Genomic DNA, 21,371 nt, shown 5'->3' on the forward strand with positions numbered 1-21,371 from the left:
CATGTGCAGCATTCTTATGCACAATCGCACATGAGACCGCGGGTGCAGCGCGCATCCGGCATTCCCTGCGCCCTCTGAATTGAGAGGGTGAAGAATTTTCAATAGCTCGGGCGCAATGCGTCGCGGGAACGCGAAACTATATCCGCGTCGTCCCGGCGAAGGCCGGGACCCATAGCCACAGGAAGAAGTTTTGCGAATGGTCTCTGTTACCGTAACTTCACCGAGAGATCACGCGGTATGGGTCCCGGCCTTCGCCGGGACGACGATGGTTGAAACACCGTCCCCGAAAACCACCCTACCCGATCGGCTTCAGCCCCGCTTCGATCGCCGCGCGGCGCGGTTCGAGGAACGGCGGCAGCGCCAGTTTCTCGCCGAGCGTTTCCATCGGCTCGTCGGTCGCAAAGCCGGGACCGTCGGTTGCGATCTCGAACAGGATGCCGTTGGGCTCGCGAAAATAAAGGCTGCGAAAATAAAACCGGTCGACCTCACCGCTGTTGGGCACCCGCAAATCCGTCAGCCGCTGCGTCCAGGCGTGATACTGCGTCTCGTCGGGCGTGCGGAACGCGACGTGGTGCACGCCGCCCGCGCCTTGGCGCGCCATCGGCGACGCCTTGTCCTCGAGTACATGCAGTTCGGCGGCGGGATTGCGCTCGTCCTTTGCCTCGCCCATCGCGAACACGTGAATTTGCGCGCCGTGCGCGGCGTAGTCGCGCACGCGGCGCATGTTCATGACCTCGGTCAGCACGAACGCGGTGCGGGGCAGATCGTGCACGGTGAGCACGATCGGGCCGAGGCCGCGGATCTGATGCTCCGCCGGAACCGTACTGCGCTCCCAGGGCGAGGAAGCGCCCGCCCCGCCGTCATCGATCAATACCAGGCGCTGCCCTTCGCCATCCTCGAACGGCAGCGTCAGCCGGCCGTCTACTTCGATCACATCCCCGGTCACGCCGCCCGCCGCCTTCAGGCGGTCGCGCCAGAACCCGAGCGTCTTTTCATCGGCGACCCGCAGGCCGGTGCGCGAGATCGAATTGGTGCCGCGCCGCTCCGGCGCCGCCGGAAAATCGAAGAAGGTAAGGTCCGTGCCGGGATTGGCTTTGCCGTCGGCATAGAACAGATGGTAGGCGCTGACGTCGTCCTGGTTGACCGTCTTTTTGACCAGCCGCATGCCGAGCAGGCCGGTGTAGAAGGCCAGATTGTCGCGCGGCTTCGCCGAGATCGCGGTCAAATGGTGAATTCCGGTAAGCTGCATGGCATCATCCTTATCGCGAGAAAAACAGGTGCGGCGATTTGGGTCTTCTGCGGGATCATGTAGGATATAGTGTGATTATTCGCCAGCGGCCCTGTCGCCGGCCTGTTCAGGGACAATTTCCATGACCGAACACCTCATAGTGTCTGACGAAGACGCGACGCGCGTGATCACGATGCGGCGGCCCGAAAAGAAGAACGCGATCACCCAGGACATGTATCGCGCGATGAGCGATGCGATCGACAAGGCGCAGGACAATCCGGCCATCCGCTGCATCATCATCACCGGCGGCTCCGGCGTGTTCACCGCCGGCAACGACCTGGAGGATTTCCTGAAAGACGGCACCTCCAATGCCGATGTGCCGCGCGCCTCCAACGCCGCAAAGTTTCTGTATTCGCTGGCGCACAACACCAAGCCGCTCATCGCCGCCGTCGACGGCATCGCGATCGGCATCGGCACCACCATGCTGTTCCATTGCGACCACGTGCTCGCCAGCAGTACCGCAACGTTCTCGACACCGTTCATCAATCTCGGGCTGGTGCCGGAAGGCGCCTCCAGCCTGTTGGTGCCGCGCGCCATGGGCCACCAGCGCGCATTCGCGATGCTGGTGATGGGACGCAAATTCAGCGCCGACGATGCGCACGCCGCCGGCTTCGTCAACGTCGTGGTGGCGCCGGGGCATACCGAGGCCGAAGCGCGCAAGGTGGCGCGCGAAATCTGCGCGCTGCCGGCCGAAGCGGTGGCGATCTCGCGCAAGCTGCTAAAACTGCCGCCGGAAGACCTGACCCGCCGGATCGACCAGGAAGGCCATCTGTTCGGCGAACGGATGCGCTCCAAGGAAGCGATATCAGCGTTCAAGGCCTTCATGGAACGCAAGAAGGGGTAGCCGGCAAGGCGTGATACTCACCCGCCGTCATTGCGAGCGCAGCGACTTGTCCGCCGTAGCTCAACGAGCGAAGGCGGAAGCAATCCATCGCGCCGCATGAAGAAAGAATGGATTGCTTCGTCGCTACGCTCCCTTGTACAAACGCATCGCGTTTGTTGCAGGCAATGACGGTGCCATGAGAATTCTCTTCAATCCTATTCTTGCCTTGGCGATCACGGCCGCGCTTGCCACATCATCGCACGCCCAGACCCCCGCCCCCATCGATCTGCGCATTCTCGCGATCAATGATTTCCACGGCTATCTCCGCCCGCCGCAGCTCGGGATCCGGATAGCCGATCCCGAGGACAAGACCAAAAAAACCTTCGTCGCCGCCGGCGGGGCCGAACACATGGCAACACTGGTCAAGGAACTTCGCGACGGCCACAAGAACTCGATCTTCGTCGCGGCCGGCGATCTGATCGGCGCCAGTCCGTTCCTGTCGGCGATGTTCCATGACGAGCCCACCATCGAGGCGCTGTCGATGATGGGGCTGGATATTTCCTCGGTCGGCAATCACGAGTTCGACGAGGGCAAGGCCGAACTGCTGCGAATGCAGAACGGCGGCTGCCATCCGGTCGACAAGTGCCAGGGACCGCATCCCTTCCTCGGCGCGAAATTCCGCTATCTCGCCGCCAGCACCTTCGAGAAGGCGACCGGAAAAACCGTGCTTCCCGCCTATGAGATCAAGACGTTCGAGGGCATTCCGGTGGCCTTCATCGGCCTGACCCTGAAGGGCACGCCCAACGTCATCTCGCCGGAGAGCGCCGCCGGCCTCGAATTCCGCGACGAGGCCGAGACGGTGAATGCGCTGATCCCCGAACTGAAGGCGCGCGGCGTCGAGGCCATCGTGGTGCTGATCCATGAAGGCGGCCTGCCGACCGGCGACTACAATGAGTGCCCGGGCATATCAGGCCCGATCGTCGATATCGTCAGGAAGTTCGACCGAGCGGTCGACATCGTCGTCTCCGGCCACACCCATCAGGCTTATGTCTGCGAGATCGACGGCAGGCTGGTCACGTCAGGCGACAAATACGGCACCATCGTTACCGCCATCGACGTCAAGCTCGATCCCGTCAGCCGCGACATCGTCAGTGCCAGGGCCAACAACACCATCGTCCGCACCGAGACCTACGCCAGGAATCCTGAGCAGACCGCACTGATCGAAGCCTATGACCGGGTGGCAGCGCCGATAGCCAACCGTCCGGCGGGCTCGATCACGGAAACGCTGTCGCGCGTGCCCAACAATGCCGGCGAGAGCCCGCTCGGCGATGTCATCGCCGACGCGCAGCTGGCGGCGACCAGTGCGCCTGCGAACGGCGGCGCGGTGATGGCGTTCACCAATCCCGGCGGCGTGCGCATCGACATCACGCGCAAGGAAGATGGCGCGGTGACCTATGCGGACCTGTTCGCGAGCCAGCCGTTCCGCAACCAACTGGTGACGCTGACGCTGACCGGAAAGCAGATCAAGGACATGCTGGAGCAGCAATGGTTCGATCCGAAACGGCCGCGGATCCTGCAGGTCTCGAAGGGCTTCAGCTACGCCTGGGACAACACCAGGCCGGACGGCGAGCGCATTCTCCCTGAGCGGATGGCGCTGAACGGCGCGCCGATCGAACCCGCCGGGAACTATCGCGTGACCGTCAACAATTTCCTCGCCGTCGGCGGCGACGGCTTTACGATCCTGACGCAAGGAACCGCCCCGCGAATCGGCGTCTACGACATCGACGCGTTGAACAGCTATTTCCTGGCCAACAGTCCGGTCGCCCCCGGTGCCGTCAATCGCATCGCCCGAATCAACTGAGCCAGCCCACCGCCGCGCGGGGTGGAACCATGGCCCCTTTCCGAGCGGCCGCCGAGCGCCTAGATTGTGCGTTCGCGGCCCGCCCGCACGCCAGGATTTCGCATGACGCTGTTACTGACGCATTCCGCCTGTCTCGACCATCTGACGCCGCCGGGACATCCCGAGCGTCCCGACCGGCTGCGCGCGGTCGCCGAGGTGCTCGGCGAGGATCGCTTCAAGGCGCTGGCGCGCGGCGAAGCGCCGGAAGGCAGTCTCGATTCCGTGACGCTGTGCCATGGCGAGCATTATGTCGGCGAGCTCCGCCACATCGCGCCCACCAGCGGCCTGATCTATATCGACGGCGACACCTCGATGTCGCCGGGCACCTGGGAAGCCGTCATGCGCGGCGTCGGCGGCGCGGTGGCCGCGACCGACGCGGTCATGTCCGGCGCCCATCACAACGCGTTCGTCGCAGTCCGCCCGCCCGGCCATCATGCTGAAGTGAGCAAGCCGATGGGCTTCTGCTTCTTCGACAATGCCGCAATCGCCGCGCGCCATGCCCAGCGTAAATACGGCATCGCGCGCGCGGCGGTGGTCGATTTCGACGTCCATCACGGCAACGGCACGCAGGATATTTTCTGGTCCGATCCGACCGTGATGTATTGCTCGACGCACCAGATGCCGCTGTTTCCCGGCACCGGCGCCTCCGGCGAGCGCGGCGAGCACGACACCATCGTCAACGCGCCGCTGGCGTCGGAGGACGGCAGCGTCAAGTTCCGCATGGCGTTCGAAAACCTGATCCTGCCGCAGCTGCAGAAATTCAGCCCCGAGCTCATCATCATCTCGGCCGGCTTCGACGCGCATTTCCGCGATCCCCTGGCCTCGCTCAACGTGAAGGCGGAGGATTTCGGCTGGGTCACGCGCAAGCTGATGGATGTCGCGGACAGCAGCGCCGGTGGCCGGGTGGTCTCGGTACTGGAGGGCGGCTACGACCTGCAGGGGCTGAAAGAGTCGGTCGCATCCCATGTCACCGCATTGATGGGCACGTAAATCCCCGCCACAATACGCCCGCAAAACTTCGCTTGATTCTGCGCATCACGATTTGATCTGCGCATCCGGGAACACAATATGGCTGAAAACACCCAAGTGGACGTCAAAAAGCTGAGCTTCGAGCGCGCGATCGAGGAACTTGAATCGATCGTCAAGCGGCTCGAGGACGGCAAGGTGCCGCTTGAGGAATCGGTTGCGATCTACGAGCGCGGCGAGGCCCTGAAGCGGCGCTGCGAGGAACTGCTGCGGCAGGCCGAGGCCCGCGTCGACAAGATCACCACCGACGCCAGCGGACAGGTGACGGGCACCGAGCCGCTCGATGTTCAATAATCGAGAACATTAGGCGAATTTGACACCTGCCATCCCGCAAGGGCCCGAAATAGCGACCGAATTAGCTACCTAATTAGCCGCCGAATTAGTTCTTGGCGCGCAAAACGGCCTGATATAGTCCGGCCAGCACCCGGGGACAGTTCGTGCGCGTTCAGCACCGCCATATCATCTACATACAGGGGTACGATCCGCGCGGATTGGCGCAGTACTACCGCATGTTCCGTACCGAACTGCGGAAATTCGGCCGGCTGTACCAGCTTTCCGCCACCATCAGCCGGCCCAAGGTTGCAGCCGACGACGAGATGGCGTCCTGGACCATCGAGACCAAGGCGGACGACTGGCAGACCCGTACCAGCTACGACTTCCTGCGTTTCGAAGACTTCATCCAGCGCGACCTCGCCTCGCCGATCTGGCGCACGGTGTTCAACGCGGTCTGGATCTACTGGCGGCTGGTGTTCAACGGCACGCTCGCGCGGTTCACACGTGCGAACTGGCGTTTCGCGGCCTTCATCACCTATCCGCATTTCGTGCTGCTGCTGGAAGCCCTGGGCTCGGCGGGTATCGCCTTCGTATTCATGAAGGGCCTCGACGCGCTGGGTATCCCGGCGCCATTCAGCATTGCCGCTTCTGTCGCGATATTCGTGGCGCTGCTCGGCACCGTGCTGAAATACACCGAAAACAGCACTTACGTGCTCTATCTGCTGTCCGACTGGATCTGGACCTGGGACTTTGCGCACCGCGCCCGCCCCGACTGGGACCAGCGCCTCGACCGCTTCGCGCAGCACCTCGTCAATGTGGCGCATTCAAGTGACGCCGAAGAGATCATCGTTGTCGGCCACAGTTCCGGATCATTCCTGGGCACCGAAATGCTGGCGCGTGCGCTTAAGCTCGATCCCGCACTGGGGCGTCACGGTCCGCGCATCGTGCTGCTGACGATCGGCGGCAATTTACCCATCATCGGCTTCCACGCGGCGGCGAAGGATTTCCGCGAGCATCTGCGCCAGCTCGCCGTCGAGCCGTCGATCGACTGGATCGACTGCCAGGCCCGCAAGGACGTGATGAACTTCTACCAGTTCGATCCGATCAAGAGCCACGGCATCGAGGTCGGGAACATCAGGCGCAATCCCACCGTCGTGGCGGTGCGTTTCCGCGACATCGTCCGGGCCGATCATTACGAGACCTTCCGCTGGCAGTTCTTCAAGGTCCATTTCCAGTTCGTGATGGCCAACGAGCAGCCCGACGCCTACGATTTCTTCATGATCGTCTGCGGACCGATCCCCCTGAGCGCGCGCATGGCCGTTCCGGATGCCGCGCTGGCGGTTGCAACCGGCGACCCGGCCGCGCGCGAATGGGCCTGGAAACGGATCGAAACCGCCAAGACCGGCGCGCTGGATGCCGACGATTTAGGCGGCATGGAACCTTCCGCCCGCCGGAGCGGTTAAAAAATCGAGGTTTTTGAACCGAACGGCCGGGAACTCTGACCTAGCACCGGGTTGGCTTTGGCCGCCGCTTTGGTGTAAAGCTTGCAATTCTATGGGCTGTGGAGAGCGGGTCTGCCGGTCATTGCCGACGGAAAGCAAGTTCTTCAAATGGCTGAAGAAAACTGACCGGTAAGGGTTAAACGGACCAGCGTGATGTAGATCACATGGCTCGATCCGGAGTGTATCTTGGCTTTCAAATCAGAAATCGGCCTGCCGAGATGGCACCCGGGGTCTGGATTTTCGCTGCGCGGTTAACGCGCAACCCATCTCGCGTCGGACCATTCGCTCCGACATGCAAAATTGGAATATCGCTGTGACCGAATTTAGTAAGACGCCTCTTCTCGATACCATCCGCACGCCCGATGACCTTCGCAAGCTCAAGATCGAGCAGGTCCAGCAGGTTGCCGACGAGCTTCGCCAGGAAACCATCGACGCGGTTTCGGTAACCGGCGGTCACTTTGGCGCCGGCCTCGGCGTCGTCGAACTGACCACCGCCATCCATTACGTCTTCGATACGCCCCGCGACCGTCTGATCTGGGACGTCGGCCACCAAGCCTATCCGCACAAGATCCTCACCGGCCGCCGTGATCGCATCCGCACGCTGCGCACCGCCGGCGGTCTGTCCGGCTTCACCAAGCGCAGCGAGAGCGACTACGATCCGTTCGGCGCCGCGCACTCCTCGACCTCGATTTCGGCCGGCCTCGGCATGGCCGTGGCGCGCGACCTCTCCGGCGGCAAGAACAACATTATCGCCGTGATCGGTGACGGCTCGATGTCTGCGGGCATGGCCTATGAGGCGATGAACAATGCGGGCGCCATGAACTCGCGCCTGATCGTCATCCTCAACGACAATGACATGTCGATTGCGCCCCCGGTTGGGGCGATGAGCGCGTATTTGTCGCGGCTCTACTCCGGCAAGACCTACCGCACGCTGCGCGAGGCGGCAAAGCAGATCAACAAGCGCCTGCCGAAGATCATCGCCAACCGCGCCAACCGCGTCGAGGAATATTCCCGCGGCTTCATGATGGACGGCGGCACGCTGTTCGAGGAACTCGGCTTCTACTATGTCGGCCCGATTGACGGTCACAACCTCGACCATCTGCTGCCGGTGCTGAAGAACGTCCGCGACATGGAGACCGGCCCGATCCTGGTTCATGTCGTGACGCAGAAAGGCAAGGGCTATGGCCCGGCCGAAGCCTCCGCCGACAAATACCACGCCGTCGTCAAGTTCGACGTTGCCACCGGCGCGCAGGCCAAGGCCAAGCCGAACGCGCCCGCCTACCAGAACGTATTCGGCCAGAGCCTCGTCAAGGAAGCCGAGAAGGACGACAAGATCGTCGCCATCACCGCGGCGATGCCGTCGGGCACCGGCGTCGATATCTTCAACAAGGCCTTCCCCAACCGCACTTTCGACGTCGGTATCGCCGAGCAGCACGCGGTGACGTTCGCGGCCGGCCTCGCCACCGAAGGTTACAAGCCGTTCTGCGCGATCTACTCGACCTTCCTGCAGCGCGGCTATGACCAGGTGGTCCACGACGTGGCGATCCAGAGCCTGCCGGTTCGTTTCGCGATCGATCGCGCCGGTCTCGTTGGCGCCGACGGCGCCACCCATGCCGGCTCGTTCGACAATGCCTATCTGGGCTGTCTGCCGAACTTCGTGATCATGGCCGCCTCCGATGAAGCCGAACTGGTTCACATGGTCGCCACGCAGGTTGCGATCAATGACCGTCCGAGCGCGGTGCGCTATCCCCGCGGCGAAGGCCGCGGCGTCGAGATGCCCGAAGTCGGCATTCCCCTCGAAATCGGCAAGGGCCGCGTCGTCCGCCAGGGCAGCAAAATCGCGTTGTTGTCGTTCGGCACGCGCATGGCCGAATGCGAAAAGGCCGCCGACGAACTCGCGGCCCACGGCCTTTCCACCACGATTGCCGACGCCCGCTTCATGAAGCCGCTGGACGTCGATCTGGTGCTGAAGCTGGCGCGCGAACACGAAGTGCTGCTCACGATCGAGGAAGGCTCGATCGGCGGCTTCGGCTCGCACGTCATGCAGACGTTGTCTGACAACGGTATGCTCGACGGCGGACTGCGGATGCGCGCGATGATCCTCCCCGACGAGTTCATCGACCATGACTCGCCGAACGCGATGTATGCCTATGCCGGCCTCGACGCCAAGGGCATCGTGGCCAAGGTGTTCGAGGCGCTCGGCAAGGATTACAAGGCCGAGACGGTCAAGCTCGCCTGAGATTGCATGGCGTTTCGGCGAAAGCCTGCCCCGGATTTGATCCGGGGTGGGAACCGGGTCGCGTCAAGAAAACGCGTCTGAAATGACCGGTGATCCCATGAAGATCTATCTGGCAGGCCCCGATGTATTCCTGCCAGACGCGATCGAGATCGGACGGCGCAAGGCCGAAATCTGCGCACGCCATGGCCTGACCGGGCTTTACCCGCTCGACAATATCGTCGACCTGTCGGCCAGTTCGGCGTCGCTTACGATCTTCAAGGGCAATGAAGCGATGATGGATGCGGCGGATGCCATTATTGCCAATTTGACGCCATTTCGGGGCCCAAGTGCCGACGCCGGTACGGTCTATGAACTTGGCTATGCGGCGGGCCGCGGCAAGTTCTGTCTCGCCTACAGCAACGACCCGACTGCCTATCGCGATCGCGTCGCGCGAATTTGCGACGTGACGACATCTGCCGACGGGCGGCTCGTCGACCCGGAGGGGCTTACCGTGGAAGATTTCGGCTGGCCGGATAATCTCATGATGATTCACGCGCTCGATCTGCACGGTTGCCCGCTGGTGACACCGCGTCAGCTATCTGCGGATATCTGGCACGACCTCACCGCGTTCGAGGCCTGCGTCGGCTTGGCGGTGGATCACGTCAAAGGCAAATCGAGCTGAAATTGGCTGACACGCACGACAACAAGATTGCTTCCCGCAAGCGCGCGGACGTGCTGCTGGTCGAACGCGGCCTGTTCGAAAGCCGGGCTCGCGCCCGCGCCGCGATCGAGGCCGGCGGCGTAACGGCCGACGGCAAACCAGTCGCAAAGGCGTCCGACCTGATCGCCGCTGACGCGAATCTCGCCGCGCAACCCGCGCATCCCTATGTTTCGCGCGGCGGCGTCAAGCTGGCGGGCGCGCTGGAACAATATCCGATCGAAATCGAAGACCATGTCTGCCTCGACGTCGGCGCATCGACCGGCGGCTTCACCGAGGTGTTGCTCGCGAACGGCGCCAGCCTCGTGTTCGCGATCGATGTCGGCCACGGCCAGTTGCATCCTTCACTGCAGGGCCACCCCAGGATCGTGTCGATGGAAGCGACCGACATCCGTGCCTTCGAAGGCAAGCGCCTGCCCGCACGACCCGACATCGTCGTGATCGACGTCAGCTTCATCTCGCTGAAAGCCGTGCTGCCGGTGGCGCTGTCGCTGGCGGCCGCCCCCATGCATCTGCTGGCGTTGATCAAGCCGCAGTTCGAGGCGGCACGAAAGCACTCCAAGCGCGGCATCATCCGCAATGCGATGGTGCATCAGGAAATTTGCGACGACATCGCGGCATTCGCCACCTCGCAGGGCTGCACCGACATCCAGATATTTCCATCCTCGATCACCGGCGGCGACGGCAACATCGAATTCTTCCTCGGTGCGCGCCGTGGCTGAAGCCGAACACCTTGTAATCGACCATGTTGGCCATCGCGGTGACGGCGTCGTCACGGCGGGCGGCATCAGCGTCTACGTGCCCTACGCGCTCGGCGCCGAAACGGTCGAGGTCGAGCACGTGCCGGGTCATCCCGATCGCCGGCGGCTGATCAAGGTCGAACGCGCCAGCGCGGAGCGCATAGCACCCTTCTGTCCGCATTTCGGCGTCTGCGGCGGCTGCGCCATCCAGCATTGGGACGCCGAGCACTATCGCGCCTGGAAACGGGAAATCGTGGTCACGACGCTGGCGCAGGCCGGGATTGCTTGCGACGTCGCGCCCCTGATCGACGCCCATGGCCTTGGCCGACGCCGCATCACCCTGCACGCGCGGATGGGTACGCATGAAGTGCTCAAGGTTGGTTTTGCAGCGGCCGGTTCGCACGACATCATCCCGATCGACCGTTGCCCGATCCTCGACCCGCATCTGAACGGCGCGCTTGAGGCTGCCTGGGCGATCGCTGAACCGCTGATCTCGGTTGGAAAGCCGCTCGACATTCAGATCACGGCCACCAGCAGCGGCCTCGATGTCGACGTGCGTGGCTCCGGCGCGCTCGCGACAGCGCTGATCGCAAGGTTGTCTGATGTCGCCGAGCGGCACAAACTGGCGCGGCTGACGCGCCATGGCGAACTGGTGCTGATGCGAACGCCGCCGGTCGTCAGCATCGGTGCCGCCCAGGTAGCCCTGCCACCTGGATCGTTCCTGCAGGCGACCGTGGCCGGCGAGGAAGCGCTCGCAGCATTGGTCGCCGGCCACTGCAAGCGCGCCAAGCATATCGCCGACCTGTTTTGCGGCGTCGGCCCGTTCGCGCTTCGCCTCGCCAGCAAATCGCGGATCGCCGCCTTCGACAGCGACGCGGGCGCGGTTACCGCCTTGCAGAAGGCCGCGACATCGACGTCGGGCCTGAAGCCGGTCAAGGCCGAGGCGCGCGATCTGTTCCGCCGGCCGCTGATGCCACAGGAGCTGCGCGATTACGATGCGATCGTGTTCGATCCGCCGCGGCAGGGCGCGCAGGCCCAGGTGACGCAACTCGCGGCGAGCAAAATCCCGACAGTGGTAGCGGTGTCCTGCAACGTCACGACCTTCGCCCGCGACGCCAAAATCCTGATCGACGGCGGCTATACGATCGAGGGCGTGACCCCGGTCGACCAGTTTCGTCACACGCCGCATATCGAACTGGTGGCGCGCTTCGTGCGCAAGCGCTGAACCAGCAGCCGGGAACCTACCGCCCCCAGCGGTCCTGCCAGATCTTCTCACCGATCAGGCAATTGACCCGCGGCTCCTTCTCCTTGGCTGCAACCGGCACCACCGGGCGTTCCGGCGTGCGGCCCGCGATTTCGAGCAATAGTTTGGTCCGGATCGCTTCCTTGAATTTCTCGCGCTCCTTGATCGTCACCACGAACGAGCCGGGACCACCGATCACGCAATCCTCGTAGTAGGCATCCAGATTGTCGATATCCATGGTCGAGTAAGACGGCTCCTTCACCATGATCGGCAGACCATTGATGACGACCCCCTTTTCCAGTGCAGCATCGCGGGCGACGACGACAGGACCACCGTTGTTGTTCGGACCATCGCCGGAAATATCGATCACGCGCCGCAACCCGCGATGCGGATTCTCGTCGAACAGCGGCATCGCGAAATTGATCGCACCCGATATCGAGGTGCGCGACGCCCGGCGGATCGGGGTTTTCATGATCTCGTTGGCAACGGCATCCGCCGTTTCCGGACCATCGATCAATCGCCACGGAATGATAATCTTCTGGTCTGTGGAAGCCGCCCACTCGAAATACGTCACCGAGATCTTGCCGTGCGGGCCGCTCTTCAGCGCCTGCAGGAACTCCTTGGAGACGATGGCCTGGGCGTAACCCTCGCGCTGGATCGCCAGCTCATCCATGTCCATCGAATAGGAGACGTCGACGGCAAGAACCAGTTCGACATCGACGGTCGGTGTGGCTCCCTTGTCCGCCAATTGACGGCTCGGTGCAAAGCCAGGTGGATGGCCAAGTTGGCTCCTTGTGCCCGGCGCGGCGACCCCCGCGACGTCGCCACCGGCGAGTACGCCTGCCACAAGCACAGCTCCGATCGAGACATACCAGCGCATCGCTGCCCTCCCGTCGACTGGTGACAATGGTGACACGCAAATTGCGCCGCGCAAAGGGCAGATATCATCTGTCCTTCACATTTGGGTTAGCTCTCCACTGCCTCGATTCGAGGCAAGCGTTGCCGCGCCTCGATTCGCGATGGCGTTTTGACGGATCAGCCACGGAGCGGAGCAATGCTGTGATGTCCGATTTGAACAAATTCGGCATTCACCGCGACAGAAGGGGCGTGCGGCGACCAGGCCGCGGATGGCATGGACATGGGCATACCCCCGAAACGTCCCGAAATTGCGCGCCGGCGAATGTCGCCGCGCGCGGTCGTGCCGTCGGTCCTGCTGTTTTCCACGCTCGCCGTCGCGGCGGCGCTGTTGCTGCCACCGAAATTGTCGGGCGCGGCGCAGCCCGAGGCTGCGCAAGCGGAACCAGCGCTGAATTCGGCCAATGCCGGCGAACTCTGTCTGCGCCTTTCCGAGAATCCCAAGGGCTACATGAGCGACGAGGCGCTGCGCCGCCGCTGGACCTTGCGGAGCGAAAGCTGCACCCTGGCATTCGTCAATCAGCCCGAAAATACCCATTTCAAGGTCGCGGTGGCGCGATCGATGCCCTACGCAAGGAAGGTCGAGGCGCTGGCCCTGCTGCGCGAGGCCGCCGCACAAGGCAACGCCGAGGCCTATTACGAACTCTATGAGCATCACAAATCCTGGGACCGCGGCGACCTCGACAAGGTGCCGATGGTGACGCGCGCCGAGGCCGATCAGGCGCTGCACAAGGCAGCCGAACTCGGACATCCCTTTTCCACGCAGATGCTGGCGATCCTGCTCAACCGGGGTTCGACGGTGAAACGCGATCCGGTTGCCGCGCGGTATTGGGCCGAGCGCGCGGTCGCCAACCCGGCGAAGGACGCCCGCAAGGAAGACCTTCTGGCGCTGCTCGGCCGATTGCTGGTGACGTCGGACCGGCCGGACGAACGCGCCCGCGGCATCGACATCCTCGAGCGAATGGCAACGGCGGGCGTGTTCGGCGCCAAGCGGGAGTTGGCGATCGCCATCCGCAAGGACGACCCGGTTCGCGCGCGAACGCTGCTCGAAGAGTCCCTGCGGCCCGATCCCGGCGGCGCTCCGCCACCGCTGGCCGAAATGCTGATCGCCGGTGAAGGCGGCCCCGCCGACCCCAAGCGCGCCCTCGCTTTGCTCACGGCACGCACCGACACGACAGGCGTCAAGGACGTGCTGGGACGGCTCTATCTCGCAGGCAAAGTGGTGCCCCGCGACGTCCAGCAGGCGGCGAACCTGCTCGACCAGGCCGGCGTGTGGGACCTTGACGCGCGCACCGAGGTGGTGCGGATCCTTGCCGCCAATCCCGAGGTCCGGATCAAGAATTCCAAACATCTGCTCTATTACGCCACCGAAGCCGCGGAACTCGACGAACCCGGCGCGATGACCGCGCTGATCGACCTGAAACTGTCGAAAAACGCCCAGTTTCAGGACCGGCCCGGAGCCTGTAAACTGATCGAGACGGCCGTCAGCCGCGGCGATCAGAGCATGACGCAGCGCCTGGCGGATTGCCGCGCCGGCTAACAGCGCGCCCGTCGGAGCGTTCTCATTTTTTGACGCGTTTTCTTTACGCGAACCGGTATCCACTTCGCTTGAAAACGCTTTCGCCGCTTCGGAGCCGCCACAGGAATGATCGATACCGTCGCCAAGCCAAAAACAAAGGTCAAAACCAAGACCGAACGGCCTCGCCTGCACAAGGTCATTCTCGTCAACGACGATTACACCCCGCGCGAATTCGTGGTTACGGTGCTGCAGGCCGAATTCCGCATGACCGAGGATCAGGCCCACAAGGTCATGATCACCGCGCACCGCCGCGGGGTGTGCGTGGTCGCCGTCTTCACCAAGGACGTCGCCGAGACCAAGGCGACGCGCGCCACCGACGCCGGCCGCGCCAAGGGCTATCCGCTGCTGTTCACCACCGAGCCCGAGGAATAGCGGGAGGGTTGACCGCGGCTAGGCCGCCGACGTTTCGTCGGCCAGGCCAAAGACGCGCTCCGCCTTCGAGAAGCCGGCAATCGGAAACTCGCCAAGGTCGCTCCACCCTCCCCGGCACATGCCGGCGAAACCTTCCGATGCCACCACCGTGCGCTGCAGGCGGCTGGCGATCTTTTCCAGCCGCGCGGCGAGGTTCACAGCAGGACCGATGCAGGTGAAGTCGAGCCGGTTGCCGCCGCCGATATTGCCGTAGAGAATTCGCCCGACATGCAGGGCGACACCGAAACGGAAACGTTCGATGGCGTCGCCGATCGGATACTGCAATTCCGTGACGTTGGCTCGGGACTCACGGGCTGCTTCAAGCACGCGCGAACAAACCTGCTGTTCGTCACCGACATATTCGTCGATCGGAAACACGGCCAGCAATCCGTCGCCCATATACTTCAGGACCTCGCCGCCATGGGATCGGATCGCAGCGACCTGGCAGTCAAAATACTGGTTGAGGATGTCGACGACGGTCTCGGACGGCAGCCGGTCGGACAGTGCGGTGAAGCCGCGCAGATCGGACAGCCAGATCGCGGCATTCATCGATTCGGTATGACCACGGCGAATCTGTCCGCCCAGAATCCGTTCACCGGCGCGATTGCCGACATAGGTATCGAGCAGGCTCGACGCCGTACGGCGCAAACTGATGATCTCGATCACCCGCGCCAGCGGCGTTGTTATTTGTCGCAAAGCGGACAACTGTTCTTCGGTGAAGCCCCCCGGTTGCTTTGTGGTCCAGCTCGACGCGTGCACCGCACCGTCCGTGAACAACAGCGGCAGCGCGATATAATCCGTGACGCCTTCGGCGCGCATGTCCTCGACGATCGGAAAGCGCCTGCTCTGTGGGTCATCGACACGGGCGCGAACCTCCAGCCCCTGCTGAAACACATGGATCAGGGGACTGTTGTGAAAAACCGGCGAGTCGAGAATCTTGAAATCGACCGTTCCGAACTCGACCTCCGCGCCGAGCCGCCAGATGAAGTTGCGGCCGAAGATATCGGGATGCAGGGTTCGAACGAAGAAGCCGACGCGCCAGAGCGGCAGTCCGGCCTCCACCAGCCGCTCGCAGACTTCAGCCATCAGCCGCGGCGAGTTGACCACGGACCTTGCGCCGTCGATTAGCCAGTTGGTGATTTGGTGCAATTCGGAAGCGTTCATGGCGCGGGCATTTGTCGCGCAAGTTCGGCGCGCGTCAAGGCTGATATCGCAACCCGCCGGGATCGATGAGGGCTTCGCGCGATTTCTGATTTAATCGTCAAGGGACCAAAATCCTTCAGACAAGACACTTCCAGACAAGACACTTCCAGACAAGACACTTCCAGACAAGACACTTCCAGACAAGACTTGGCATTCTCGCGGCCTGATCTGCCCGAGGCTTGCTATCGAATTTCTTACCCTCCAAAAACAGAGGGCGCAGGGAATGCCGGATGCGCGCTGCACCCGCGATCTCGTGTGCGATTGTGCTAAGAAAGCTGCACACGAGCATACAGGGCAGCGGAGAACATCCGACATTCCCTGCGCAGTGGCTTTACGGCTTATGACGCGCTCTCCCCGGTGAGACGGCCTCTATTGCCACCGTCGCCCCTCGGAAGCGTTAGCTCTCGAAAGACTTGACGCCGTTACGGGCGCCAGGACCACACGCTTTCGCAGTACGCCTTTGCTGCGACCGTCAATCGCAACATCAACGTCCACCGCATCCCCGCCCCCCGTCATGACGACGGCCGACGCCCCTCTGAGTGGGACGGGATGGCTATTGATGTGCAGGTGATTTGGGGTGGAAGGGAAGAGAAATGTTTTTGATTTTCGGAAATTTAGGACTTGACATGATTTCTGCAAATCGGAATTGATTTGCCCGACGGGTTGATCTGTCGCACGCAGTCCTCAAGATTACGCTTGCATGCGAGGCGACACAGCGACGTCGGTAGGGCGGATTGGAGCCGACTTGTCCGCCGTAGCTCGGAGAGCGAAGGCGGAAGGCGTAATCCGCCGCCCCGGCTACATCGCAAACTGGTCTGTGCATCAAACGCTCTATGTCGAATGATCGTCACGCGATCGACCAGCGGAGATTCTAGCGAAGATGAGCGCCTGACGATAACCTGGATGGCGGATTACGCCTTCCGCTCAATCCGCCCTACGATCTTGATCCTCACGCCTGGCAACACCGCCGACTGCACAGTCGGGCCGGCATGTGTCAGTCTGCTCGACGGCATCGCCGAGTTGCTCGGTGACAAGGCTTATGACAGCAACTCGTTCCGCAAGTCACTGCGCAAGGACGGCATCAAACCGGTGATCCCAGGCCGGTCAAATCGGAAGAAACGCATACGTCACGACAAGCTAGCCTTAAAGGATCGCAACGTCATCGAGCGCTGCTACTGCAGGCTCAAGGACTTCAGGCGCATCGCAACGCGCTACGACAAACTCGCTCGGAACTACTTCTCAGCCCTGTGCCTCGTTGCCGCCGTGGCATTCTGGCTTTAGTCGTGCGCGGTTTCCGCTTTTGGGATAACATGGCGGGCGTGTCGGCACCCGGATGACGACGGGAAACCGTGAAGGGGAGCTTGGAATGAGCTCGCAGCGAGTGTCGGGAACCGCCGTGCAACGAACCATTGCCGTCCTGGGCTCGGCGGTTTTCTTCGTGGTCGCCCCATGTACGCTGGCGGGGCTCGTTCCATGGTCGATCACGGGTTGGCAACTCCGGCCGCCGTTCCTTGGTCTGGAGCTGACGCGCGGCATCGGCGCGATAATGATTCTCGCAGGCGTGCCTGGGCTCGTTGACGCATTTGCGCGTTTCGCGCTGCAGGGTCTCGGCACCCCCGCGCCCATCGCGCCGACCCGGAATCTCGTGGTGACCGGTCTCTACCGTTATGTGCGTAATCCAATATACGTCGCGGTCGTTGCCATCATCCTGGGTCAAGCGGTGCTGATAGGCGATTGGCGCCTCATCGTCTACGGCGCGCTGCTCTGGCTCTTCTTCCACGTCTTCGTCGTGGCGTACGAAGAACCCACGCTCGAGCGGACGTTTGGGAGTGAGTACGAGGCGTTCTGCGCCGCCGTCCCGCGCTGGATACCGCGGATGACCCCATGGCGGGCGAAATGATCGGTGGCCCGCGGTTGTGCGAGCCGCTGCTCGCGACCGATCTCGGCGGATTCTCAAAGGGACAAACGTAAACGAGTTGCCGGTTCAGATGCCGGCAAAGTTCGAACTGGTGATCAATCTTCGAACCGCTAAAATGCTTGGTTTAAGCGTACCAACGACACTATTCGGCCGGGCGGACGAGGTGATCGAGTAGCGCTGCTGTTTACGGCGGCGCGCATATCCGCTTGTGGCACAAAGCGTCAGTTTGCGCGGTGCAAGGCGATGTCCGGAGTTGGGGGTAAAACCGACCTGCCGATTGAACGCCCGGACTTCTCAGAATGCCCCAAGGCGGACATTGGACCCCACCCAAATATACTTCCTTCGACCGCCGACAACACCTTCCAAGCATCGGGCTTGGACAGATACACTTCCCGCATCCTGATCCTGGGAGGCGGGCATGAGACGGCGCGCGTTCATTGGGCTAATCGGCGGCCTGGCCGTGTCTCCAATCGCTGGGCGGGCGCAGCAGCCAACAAAGATGAAGCGGCTCGCACTAGCTGACCCTGCGCTAAAGGTTGCCGACATGCGGATTGGAGGCGACTCGGGTTACACGTTGGGTCTTCAGGAACTCCAGCGCCTTGGTTATATCGAAGGTCAGAATTTGATCATCGACCGGTTTTCGGCTGGCGGGACAGGGGAATATGGCGACCTCGCAGCCAAAATCGTCAGCGCGCATCCAGACGTGATCTTTGCTCCGGGTACGTCTATCACACTCGCATTGAAAGCGGCGACTAGCACAATTCCCATCGTTGCCATCACTGGCGATCCGATTCGATTTGGAGTGGTATCCAGCCTGTCGCATCCGGGCGGAAACGTTACGGGGGTTAGCATTGATGCTGGCGTTGAACTTTGGGGTAAGCGTCTTGAACTGCTTGCTGAAGCCATCCCAAAGGCTCGCAACGTGCTTTTCGTTTCAACGCAAGCGGGTTGGGAGGCTGCGGGCGGCAAGGCGACGCGGGAGGCAGCTCAAAGGCTCGGTATTGCGTTAGCGATTGCGCCCGTGTCCACTCCGGTCAATGAACAGGCATACAGCGACGCTTTTCAAGCCATCCAGCGGGACCAAGCCGATGGACTTGTGATTGCAAATATTATCAACGCCTACGCTCATCGCTTTCTTCTCGTTAAACTCGCCCAGCAAATCGGTCTCCCGACGATGTTTGTTTTTCGCGAGCAGGCGGAAGCCGGAGGATTGATGTCTTATTCCATGGACCTAAAGTACGCCATTCGGGTCGCTAATGCGCAGGTGGCTGAGATATTGCGCGGTAGCAAACCAAGCGAGATGCCGTATGTCCAAGGGACGCGATACGAGTTTGTGATCAACCTGAAGGCCGCAAAGGCAATAGGTCTCACGATTCCTCCGGCAGTACTCGCCCGCGCCGACGAGGTGATCGAATAAAGTCGCCTACTGGCACAAAGCAGACGTGCTGAGGGCCGGCCTGGATGTCCGCTTCTGGACGTAACGCGGACATCACAAGCCCTTCGCGCTCATCGCCTATCCGCCGACCTGCCCGCGATGGCGCAGCAGATGATCCGCCAGCACGCAGGCCATCATGGCTTCGCCGACCGGCACCGCGCGGATGCCGACGCAGGGATCGTGCCGGCCCTTGGTCATGATGTCGGTGTCGGCGCCGGAGCGATCCACGGTCTGGCGCGGCGACAGGATCGACGAGGTCGGCTTCACCGCAAAGCGCACCACCACCGGCTGGCCGGTGGAAATGCCGCCCAGCACGCCGCCGGCATGGTTCGACAGGAAGCGCGTGCCGTTGTTGCCGGTGCGCATCTCGTCGGCGTTTTGCTCGCCCGACAATTCGGCGGCGCCGAAGCCGGCGCCGATCTCGACGCCCTTCACCGCGTTGATGCTCATCATCGCCGCCGCCAGTTCGCCGTCGAGCTTGGCGTAGATCGGCGCGCCGAGGCCGGCCGGCACGCCTTCGGCGACGACTTCGATCACGGCGCCGATCGAGGAGCCGCTCTTGCGGATGCCGTCGAGATACTGCTCGAAGAACGCGGCCTTGTCCTTGTCCGGGCAGAAGAACGGATTGCGCGCGATCTCGTCCCAGTCCCACTTGTCGCGATCGATCTTGTGCGGACCCATCTGCACCAGCGCGCCGCGCACCTTGACGTCGGGCAGGATCTTTCGCGCGATGGCGCCGGCCGCGACCCTTGTGGCGGTCTCGCGCGCCGACGAGCGCCCGCCGCCGCGATAGTCGCGCAGGCCGTATTTGGCCTCATAGGTGAAGTCGGCGTGGCCGGGACGAAACTTGTCCTTGATCTCGGAATAGTCCTTTGAGCGCTGGTCGGTGTTCTCGATCAGAAGCGCGATCGGCGTTCCCGTCGTCACCTGCACCCCGGTCTCGGGATGGGCCATCACGCCGGACAGGATTTTGACCGCGTCCGGTTCCTGGCGCTGGGTGGTGAAGCGCGACTGGCCGGGACGGCGGCGATCGAGATCGATCTGGATGTCCTCATTGGTCAGCGGGATCAGCGGCGGGCAGCCGTCGACCACGCAGCCGATCGCGATGCCGTGGCTCTCGCCAAAGGTCGTGACCCGGAACATGTGGCCGAAGGTGTTGAAGGACATTTTGAGCCTTGGAAAGACAGTCAATTCTGACTTGTCGTAACGCGCGAGCCCCCTGCGGTCAAACCGCCAGGCCGTCATTCCGGGATGGTCCGAAGGACCAGACCCAGAATCTCGAGATTCCGGGTTCGATGCTTCGCATCGCCCCGGAATGACGGTGTTAAACGTCGCCCTTAACTATACTTCTGCAGCGCCCCGTCCCGAAAGACGTAAACGGCGCCCTGCTCGATGGTCAGGTCGGCGGCGCTGAGCGGCGTCTCGATGCCGAGCGCCACCATCAGGGCCCGCGCCGTGCCGCCATGCGCCACTGCGACGGTGTCGGCCGCCACCGACGCATACCAATCCTGCATCCTCGCCTGCACGTCGACATAGCTCTCGCCGCCCGGCGGCGACACCGTCCATTTCTCGATCTGGCGCTTGGCATAGAGATCGGGGTCGCGCAGCTGCAACTCTGATAGCGTCGCGCCTTCCCACTGGCCGTAGCCGATCTCGCGCAAACGGTCGTCGAGCGCGTAGCCGTCGCGCGGCAGCTTCAGTGATCCGCGCACCAGCTCCATCGTCGCGCGGGCGCGGATCAGCGGGCTCGCGACAAACGAAAGCTCCGATTTGTCGCGGCCATGGCGGGCGAAGAGATCGCCGAGGACATTGCCGGCATGGGCCGCCTGCCTGCGGCCGAGATCGTTCAGCGGAATGTCCTGTACACCCTGTAGCCGCCCTTCGGCATTCCACGATGTCTCGCCATGGCGAATGTAATAGATGACAGGCGCAGGCATCGGACTGGCGGCTATTCCTCAGGCAACGAATGGGAGAGCGCGCGGCATGCGGCTTCCAGTCGCGCTTGGTATTACGGTTGGAGGTACACCAGCACTCCAGCGGGGTACAGCCCCAATCCGCTTGAGCCTAATCCTGGGATTAACCTTGGGTTTAACGCTGTCTTGCGTAAGCCTCAACAGGCGGAATAGACGCATCGATTGGGTGTTATGCTGGATAAGGCGTTCGCGCCGGACCGACCTGA

Annotated in this window: 20 protein-coding genes; 15 read left to right on the plus strand and 5 right to left on the minus strand. The window is 62.7% G+C overall.

Going from position 1 to position 21,371, the window contains the following annotated elements:
- Nucleotides 1–295: 295 nt before the first annotated feature.
- On the minus strand, nt 296–1,249 hold the full coding sequence (locus tag JQ611_RS23845) for a ring-cleaving dioxygenase (RefSeq protein ID WP_212466772.1): 954 nt from the start codon (nt 1,247–1,249) through the stop codon (nt 296–298).
- Between the two features lie 121 nt (nt 1,250–1,370).
- Between JQ611_RS23845 and JQ611_RS23850 the strand changes: the two genes are divergently transcribed.
- The 9 genes from JQ611_RS23850 (at nt 1,371) to JQ611_RS23890 (ending at nt 11,713) form a co-directional block, all read left to right on the plus strand.
- Nucleotides 1,371–2,132 (plus strand): crotonase/enoyl-CoA hydratase family protein, encoded by a 762-nt coding sequence (locus JQ611_RS23850; protein ID WP_212263189.1) that lies wholly within the window; start codon nt 1,371–1,373, stop codon nt 2,130–2,132.
- Between the two features lie 175 nt (nt 2,133–2,307).
- Nucleotides 2,308–3,972 (plus strand): bifunctional UDP-sugar hydrolase/5'-nucleotidase, encoded by a 1,665-nt coding sequence (locus JQ611_RS23855; RefSeq protein ID WP_212466773.1) that lies wholly within the window; start codon nt 2,308–2,310, stop codon nt 3,970–3,972.
- A gap of 102 nt (nt 3,973–4,074) precedes the next feature.
- On the plus strand, nt 4,075–5,001 hold the full coding sequence (locus tag JQ611_RS23860) for a histone deacetylase family protein (protein ID WP_212263191.1): 927 nt from the start codon (nt 4,075–4,077) through the stop codon (nt 4,999–5,001).
- Between the two features lie 78 nt (nt 5,002–5,079).
- Nucleotides 5,080–5,331, plus strand: a complete 252-nt coding sequence (locus JQ611_RS23865) for an exodeoxyribonuclease VII small subunit (protein ID WP_065730974.1) — start codon at nt 5,080–5,082, stop codon at nt 5,329–5,331.
- Nucleotides 5,332–5,474: 143 nt separating this feature from the next.
- Entirely contained in the window at nt 5,475–6,773 is a 1,299-nt protein-coding gene (locus JQ611_RS23870; RefSeq protein ID WP_212466774.1) for a hypothetical protein, read from the plus strand.
- Between the two features lie 331 nt (nt 6,774–7,104).
- Nucleotides 7,105–9,051: a 1-deoxy-D-xylulose-5-phosphate synthase gene (gene dxs / locus JQ611_RS23875; protein WP_212385882.1), complete on the plus strand. Its 1,947-nt coding sequence runs from the start codon at nt 7,105–7,107 to the stop codon at nt 9,049–9,051.
- Nucleotides 9,052–9,148: 97 nt separating this feature from the next.
- Complete coding sequence (locus tag JQ611_RS23880) at nt 9,149–9,712, plus strand: nucleoside 2-deoxyribosyltransferase (protein ID WP_212386001.1); 564 nt, start codon at nt 9,149–9,151, stop codon at nt 9,710–9,712.
- 26 nt (nt 9,713–9,738) lie between these two features.
- A complete protein-coding gene (locus JQ611_RS23885; RefSeq protein WP_212386000.1) occupies nt 9,739–10,470 on the plus strand; it encodes a TlyA family RNA methyltransferase in 732 nt (243 codons plus the stop codon).
- Complete coding sequence (locus JQ611_RS23890) at nt 10,463–11,713, plus strand: methyltransferase (protein WP_212466775.1); 1,251 nt, start codon at nt 10,463–10,465, stop codon at nt 11,711–11,713. Before JQ611_RS23885 ends, JQ611_RS23890 begins: the two co-directional genes overlap by 8 nt.
- A 16-nt stretch (nt 11,714–11,729) precedes the next feature.
- Here the strand turns inward: JQ611_RS23890 and JQ611_RS23895 are convergent, their stop codons facing one another.
- Complete coding sequence (locus tag JQ611_RS23895) at nt 11,730–12,611, minus strand: DUF1194 domain-containing protein (protein ID WP_212263196.1); 882 nt, start codon at nt 12,609–12,611, stop codon at nt 11,730–11,732.
- Between the two features lie 258 nt (nt 12,612–12,869).
- On the opposite strand from JQ611_RS23895, the gene JQ611_RS23900 reads away from it, so the two are divergent.
- The gene (locus JQ611_RS23900) at nt 12,870–14,186 is read left to right on the plus strand and encodes an SEL1-like repeat protein (RefSeq protein ID WP_212263197.1); all 1,317 of its coding nucleotides are present in this window, start codon (nt 12,870–12,872) and stop codon (nt 14,184–14,186) included.
- 105 nt (nt 14,187–14,291) lie between these two features.
- Nucleotides 14,292–14,597, plus strand: coding sequence for an ATP-dependent Clp protease adapter ClpS (clpS, locus tag JQ611_RS23905; protein WP_212466776.1), 306 nt, complete (start codon nt 14,292–14,294; stop codon nt 14,595–14,597).
- A gap of 18 nt (nt 14,598–14,615) precedes the next feature.
- Here the strand turns inward: clpS and JQ611_RS23910 are convergent, their stop codons facing one another.
- A complete protein-coding gene (locus JQ611_RS23910; RefSeq protein WP_212263198.1) occupies nt 14,616–15,800 on the minus strand; it encodes an adenylate/guanylate cyclase domain-containing protein in 1,185 nt (394 codons plus the stop codon).
- 942 nt (nt 15,801–16,742) lie between these two features.
- Between JQ611_RS23910 and JQ611_RS23915 the strand changes: the two genes are divergently transcribed.
- The 4 genes from JQ611_RS23915 to JQ611_RS23930 all read left to right on the plus strand — a co-directional run bounded on the left by JQ611_RS23915 (nt 16,743) and on the right by JQ611_RS23930 (nt 19,174).
- Complete coding sequence (locus tag JQ611_RS23915; RefSeq protein ID WP_212269671.1) at nt 16,743–17,120, plus strand: transposase; 378 nt, start codon at nt 16,743–16,745, stop codon at nt 17,118–17,120.
- Between the two features lie 85 nt (nt 17,121–17,205).
- Nucleotides 17,206–17,739, plus strand: a complete 534-nt coding sequence (locus JQ611_RS23920) for an isoprenylcysteine carboxylmethyltransferase family protein (RefSeq protein WP_212269672.1) — start codon at nt 17,206–17,208, stop codon at nt 17,737–17,739.
- Between the two features lie 16 nt (nt 17,740–17,755).
- The gene (locus JQ611_RS23925; RefSeq protein ID WP_312012126.1) at nt 17,756–17,932 is read left to right on the plus strand and encodes an ABC transporter substrate binding protein; all 177 of its coding nucleotides are present in this window, start codon (nt 17,756–17,758) and stop codon (nt 17,930–17,932) included.
- Nucleotides 17,933–18,175: 243 nt separating this feature from the next.
- Nucleotides 18,176–19,174, plus strand: a complete 999-nt coding sequence (locus tag JQ611_RS23930; protein WP_212269674.1) for an ABC transporter substrate-binding protein — start codon at nt 18,176–18,178, stop codon at nt 19,172–19,174.
- A 96-nt stretch (nt 19,175–19,270) separates the two neighbouring features.
- Here JQ611_RS23930 and aroC read toward each other — a convergent pair whose 3' ends face one another.
- Together aroC and JQ611_RS23940 are read right to left on the minus strand one after the other, a co-directional pair.
- On the minus strand, nt 19,271–20,359 hold the full coding sequence (gene aroC, locus JQ611_RS23935; RefSeq protein WP_212269675.1) for a chorismate synthase: 1,089 nt from the start codon (nt 20,357–20,359) through the stop codon (nt 19,271–19,273).
- 170 nt (nt 20,360–20,529) lie between these two features.
- Nucleotides 20,530–21,129, minus strand: a complete 600-nt coding sequence (locus tag JQ611_RS23940; RefSeq protein WP_212269676.1) for a histidine phosphatase family protein — start codon at nt 21,127–21,129, stop codon at nt 20,530–20,532.
- Between the last annotated feature and the right edge of the window lie 242 nt (nt 21,130–21,371).

The sequence above is a fragment of the Bradyrhizobium sp. AUGA SZCCT0182 genome, assembly GCF_018130185.1.
Lineage (GTDB): Bacteria > Pseudomonadota > Alphaproteobacteria > Rhizobiales > Xanthobacteraceae > Bradyrhizobium.

Coding starts and splice junctions, on each gene's coding strand:
- JQ611_RS23845 (WP_212466772.1), bottom strand. CDS start 1,249: ATGCAGCTTACCGGAATTCACCATTTGACCGCGATCTCGGCGAAGCCG.
- JQ611_RS23850 (WP_212263189.1), top strand. CDS start 1,371: ATGACCGAACACCTCATAGTGTCTGACGAAGACGCGACGCGCGTGATC.
- JQ611_RS23855 (WP_212466773.1), top strand. CDS start 2,308: ATGAGAATTCTCTTCAATCCTATTCTTGCCTTGGCGATCACGGCCGCG.
- JQ611_RS23860 (WP_212263191.1), top strand. CDS start 4,075: ATGACGCTGTTACTGACGCATTCCGCCTGTCTCGACCATCTGACGCCG.
- JQ611_RS23865 (WP_065730974.1), top strand. CDS start 5,080: ATGGCTGAAAACACCCAAGTGGACGTCAAAAAGCTGAGCTTCGAGCGC.
- dxs (WP_212385882.1), top strand. CDS start 7,105: ATGCAAAATTGGAATATCGCTGTGACCGAATTTAGTAAGACGCCTCTT.
- JQ611_RS23880 (WP_212386001.1), top strand. CDS start 9,149: ATGAAGATCTATCTGGCAGGCCCCGATGTATTCCTGCCAGACGCGATC.
- JQ611_RS23895 (WP_212263196.1), bottom strand. CDS start 12,611: ATGCGCTGGTATGTCTCGATCGGAGCTGTGCTTGTGGCAGGCGTACTC.
- JQ611_RS23900 (WP_212263197.1), top strand. CDS start 12,870: ATGGGCATACCCCCGAAACGTCCCGAAATTGCGCGCCGGCGAATGTCG.
- clpS (WP_212466776.1), top strand. CDS start 14,292: ATGATCGATACCGTCGCCAAGCCAAAAACAAAGGTCAAAACCAAGACC.
- JQ611_RS23910 (WP_212263198.1), bottom strand. CDS start 15,800: ATGAACGCTTCCGAATTGCACCAAATCACCAACTGGCTAATCGACGGC.
- JQ611_RS23915 (WP_212269671.1), top strand. CDS start 16,743: ATGGCGGATTACGCCTTCCGCTCAATCCGCCCTACGATCTTGATCCTC.
- JQ611_RS23920 (WP_212269672.1), top strand. CDS start 17,206: ATGAGCTCGCAGCGAGTGTCGGGAACCGCCGTGCAACGAACCATTGCC.
- JQ611_RS23930 (WP_212269674.1), top strand. CDS start 18,176: ATGAGACGGCGCGCGTTCATTGGGCTAATCGGCGGCCTGGCCGTGTCT.
- aroC (WP_212269675.1), bottom strand. CDS start 20,359: ATGTCCTTCAACACCTTCGGCCACATGTTCCGGGTCACGACCTTTGGC.
- JQ611_RS23940 (WP_212269676.1), bottom strand. CDS start 21,129: ATGCCTGCGCCTGTCATCTATTACATTCGCCATGGCGAGACATCGTGG.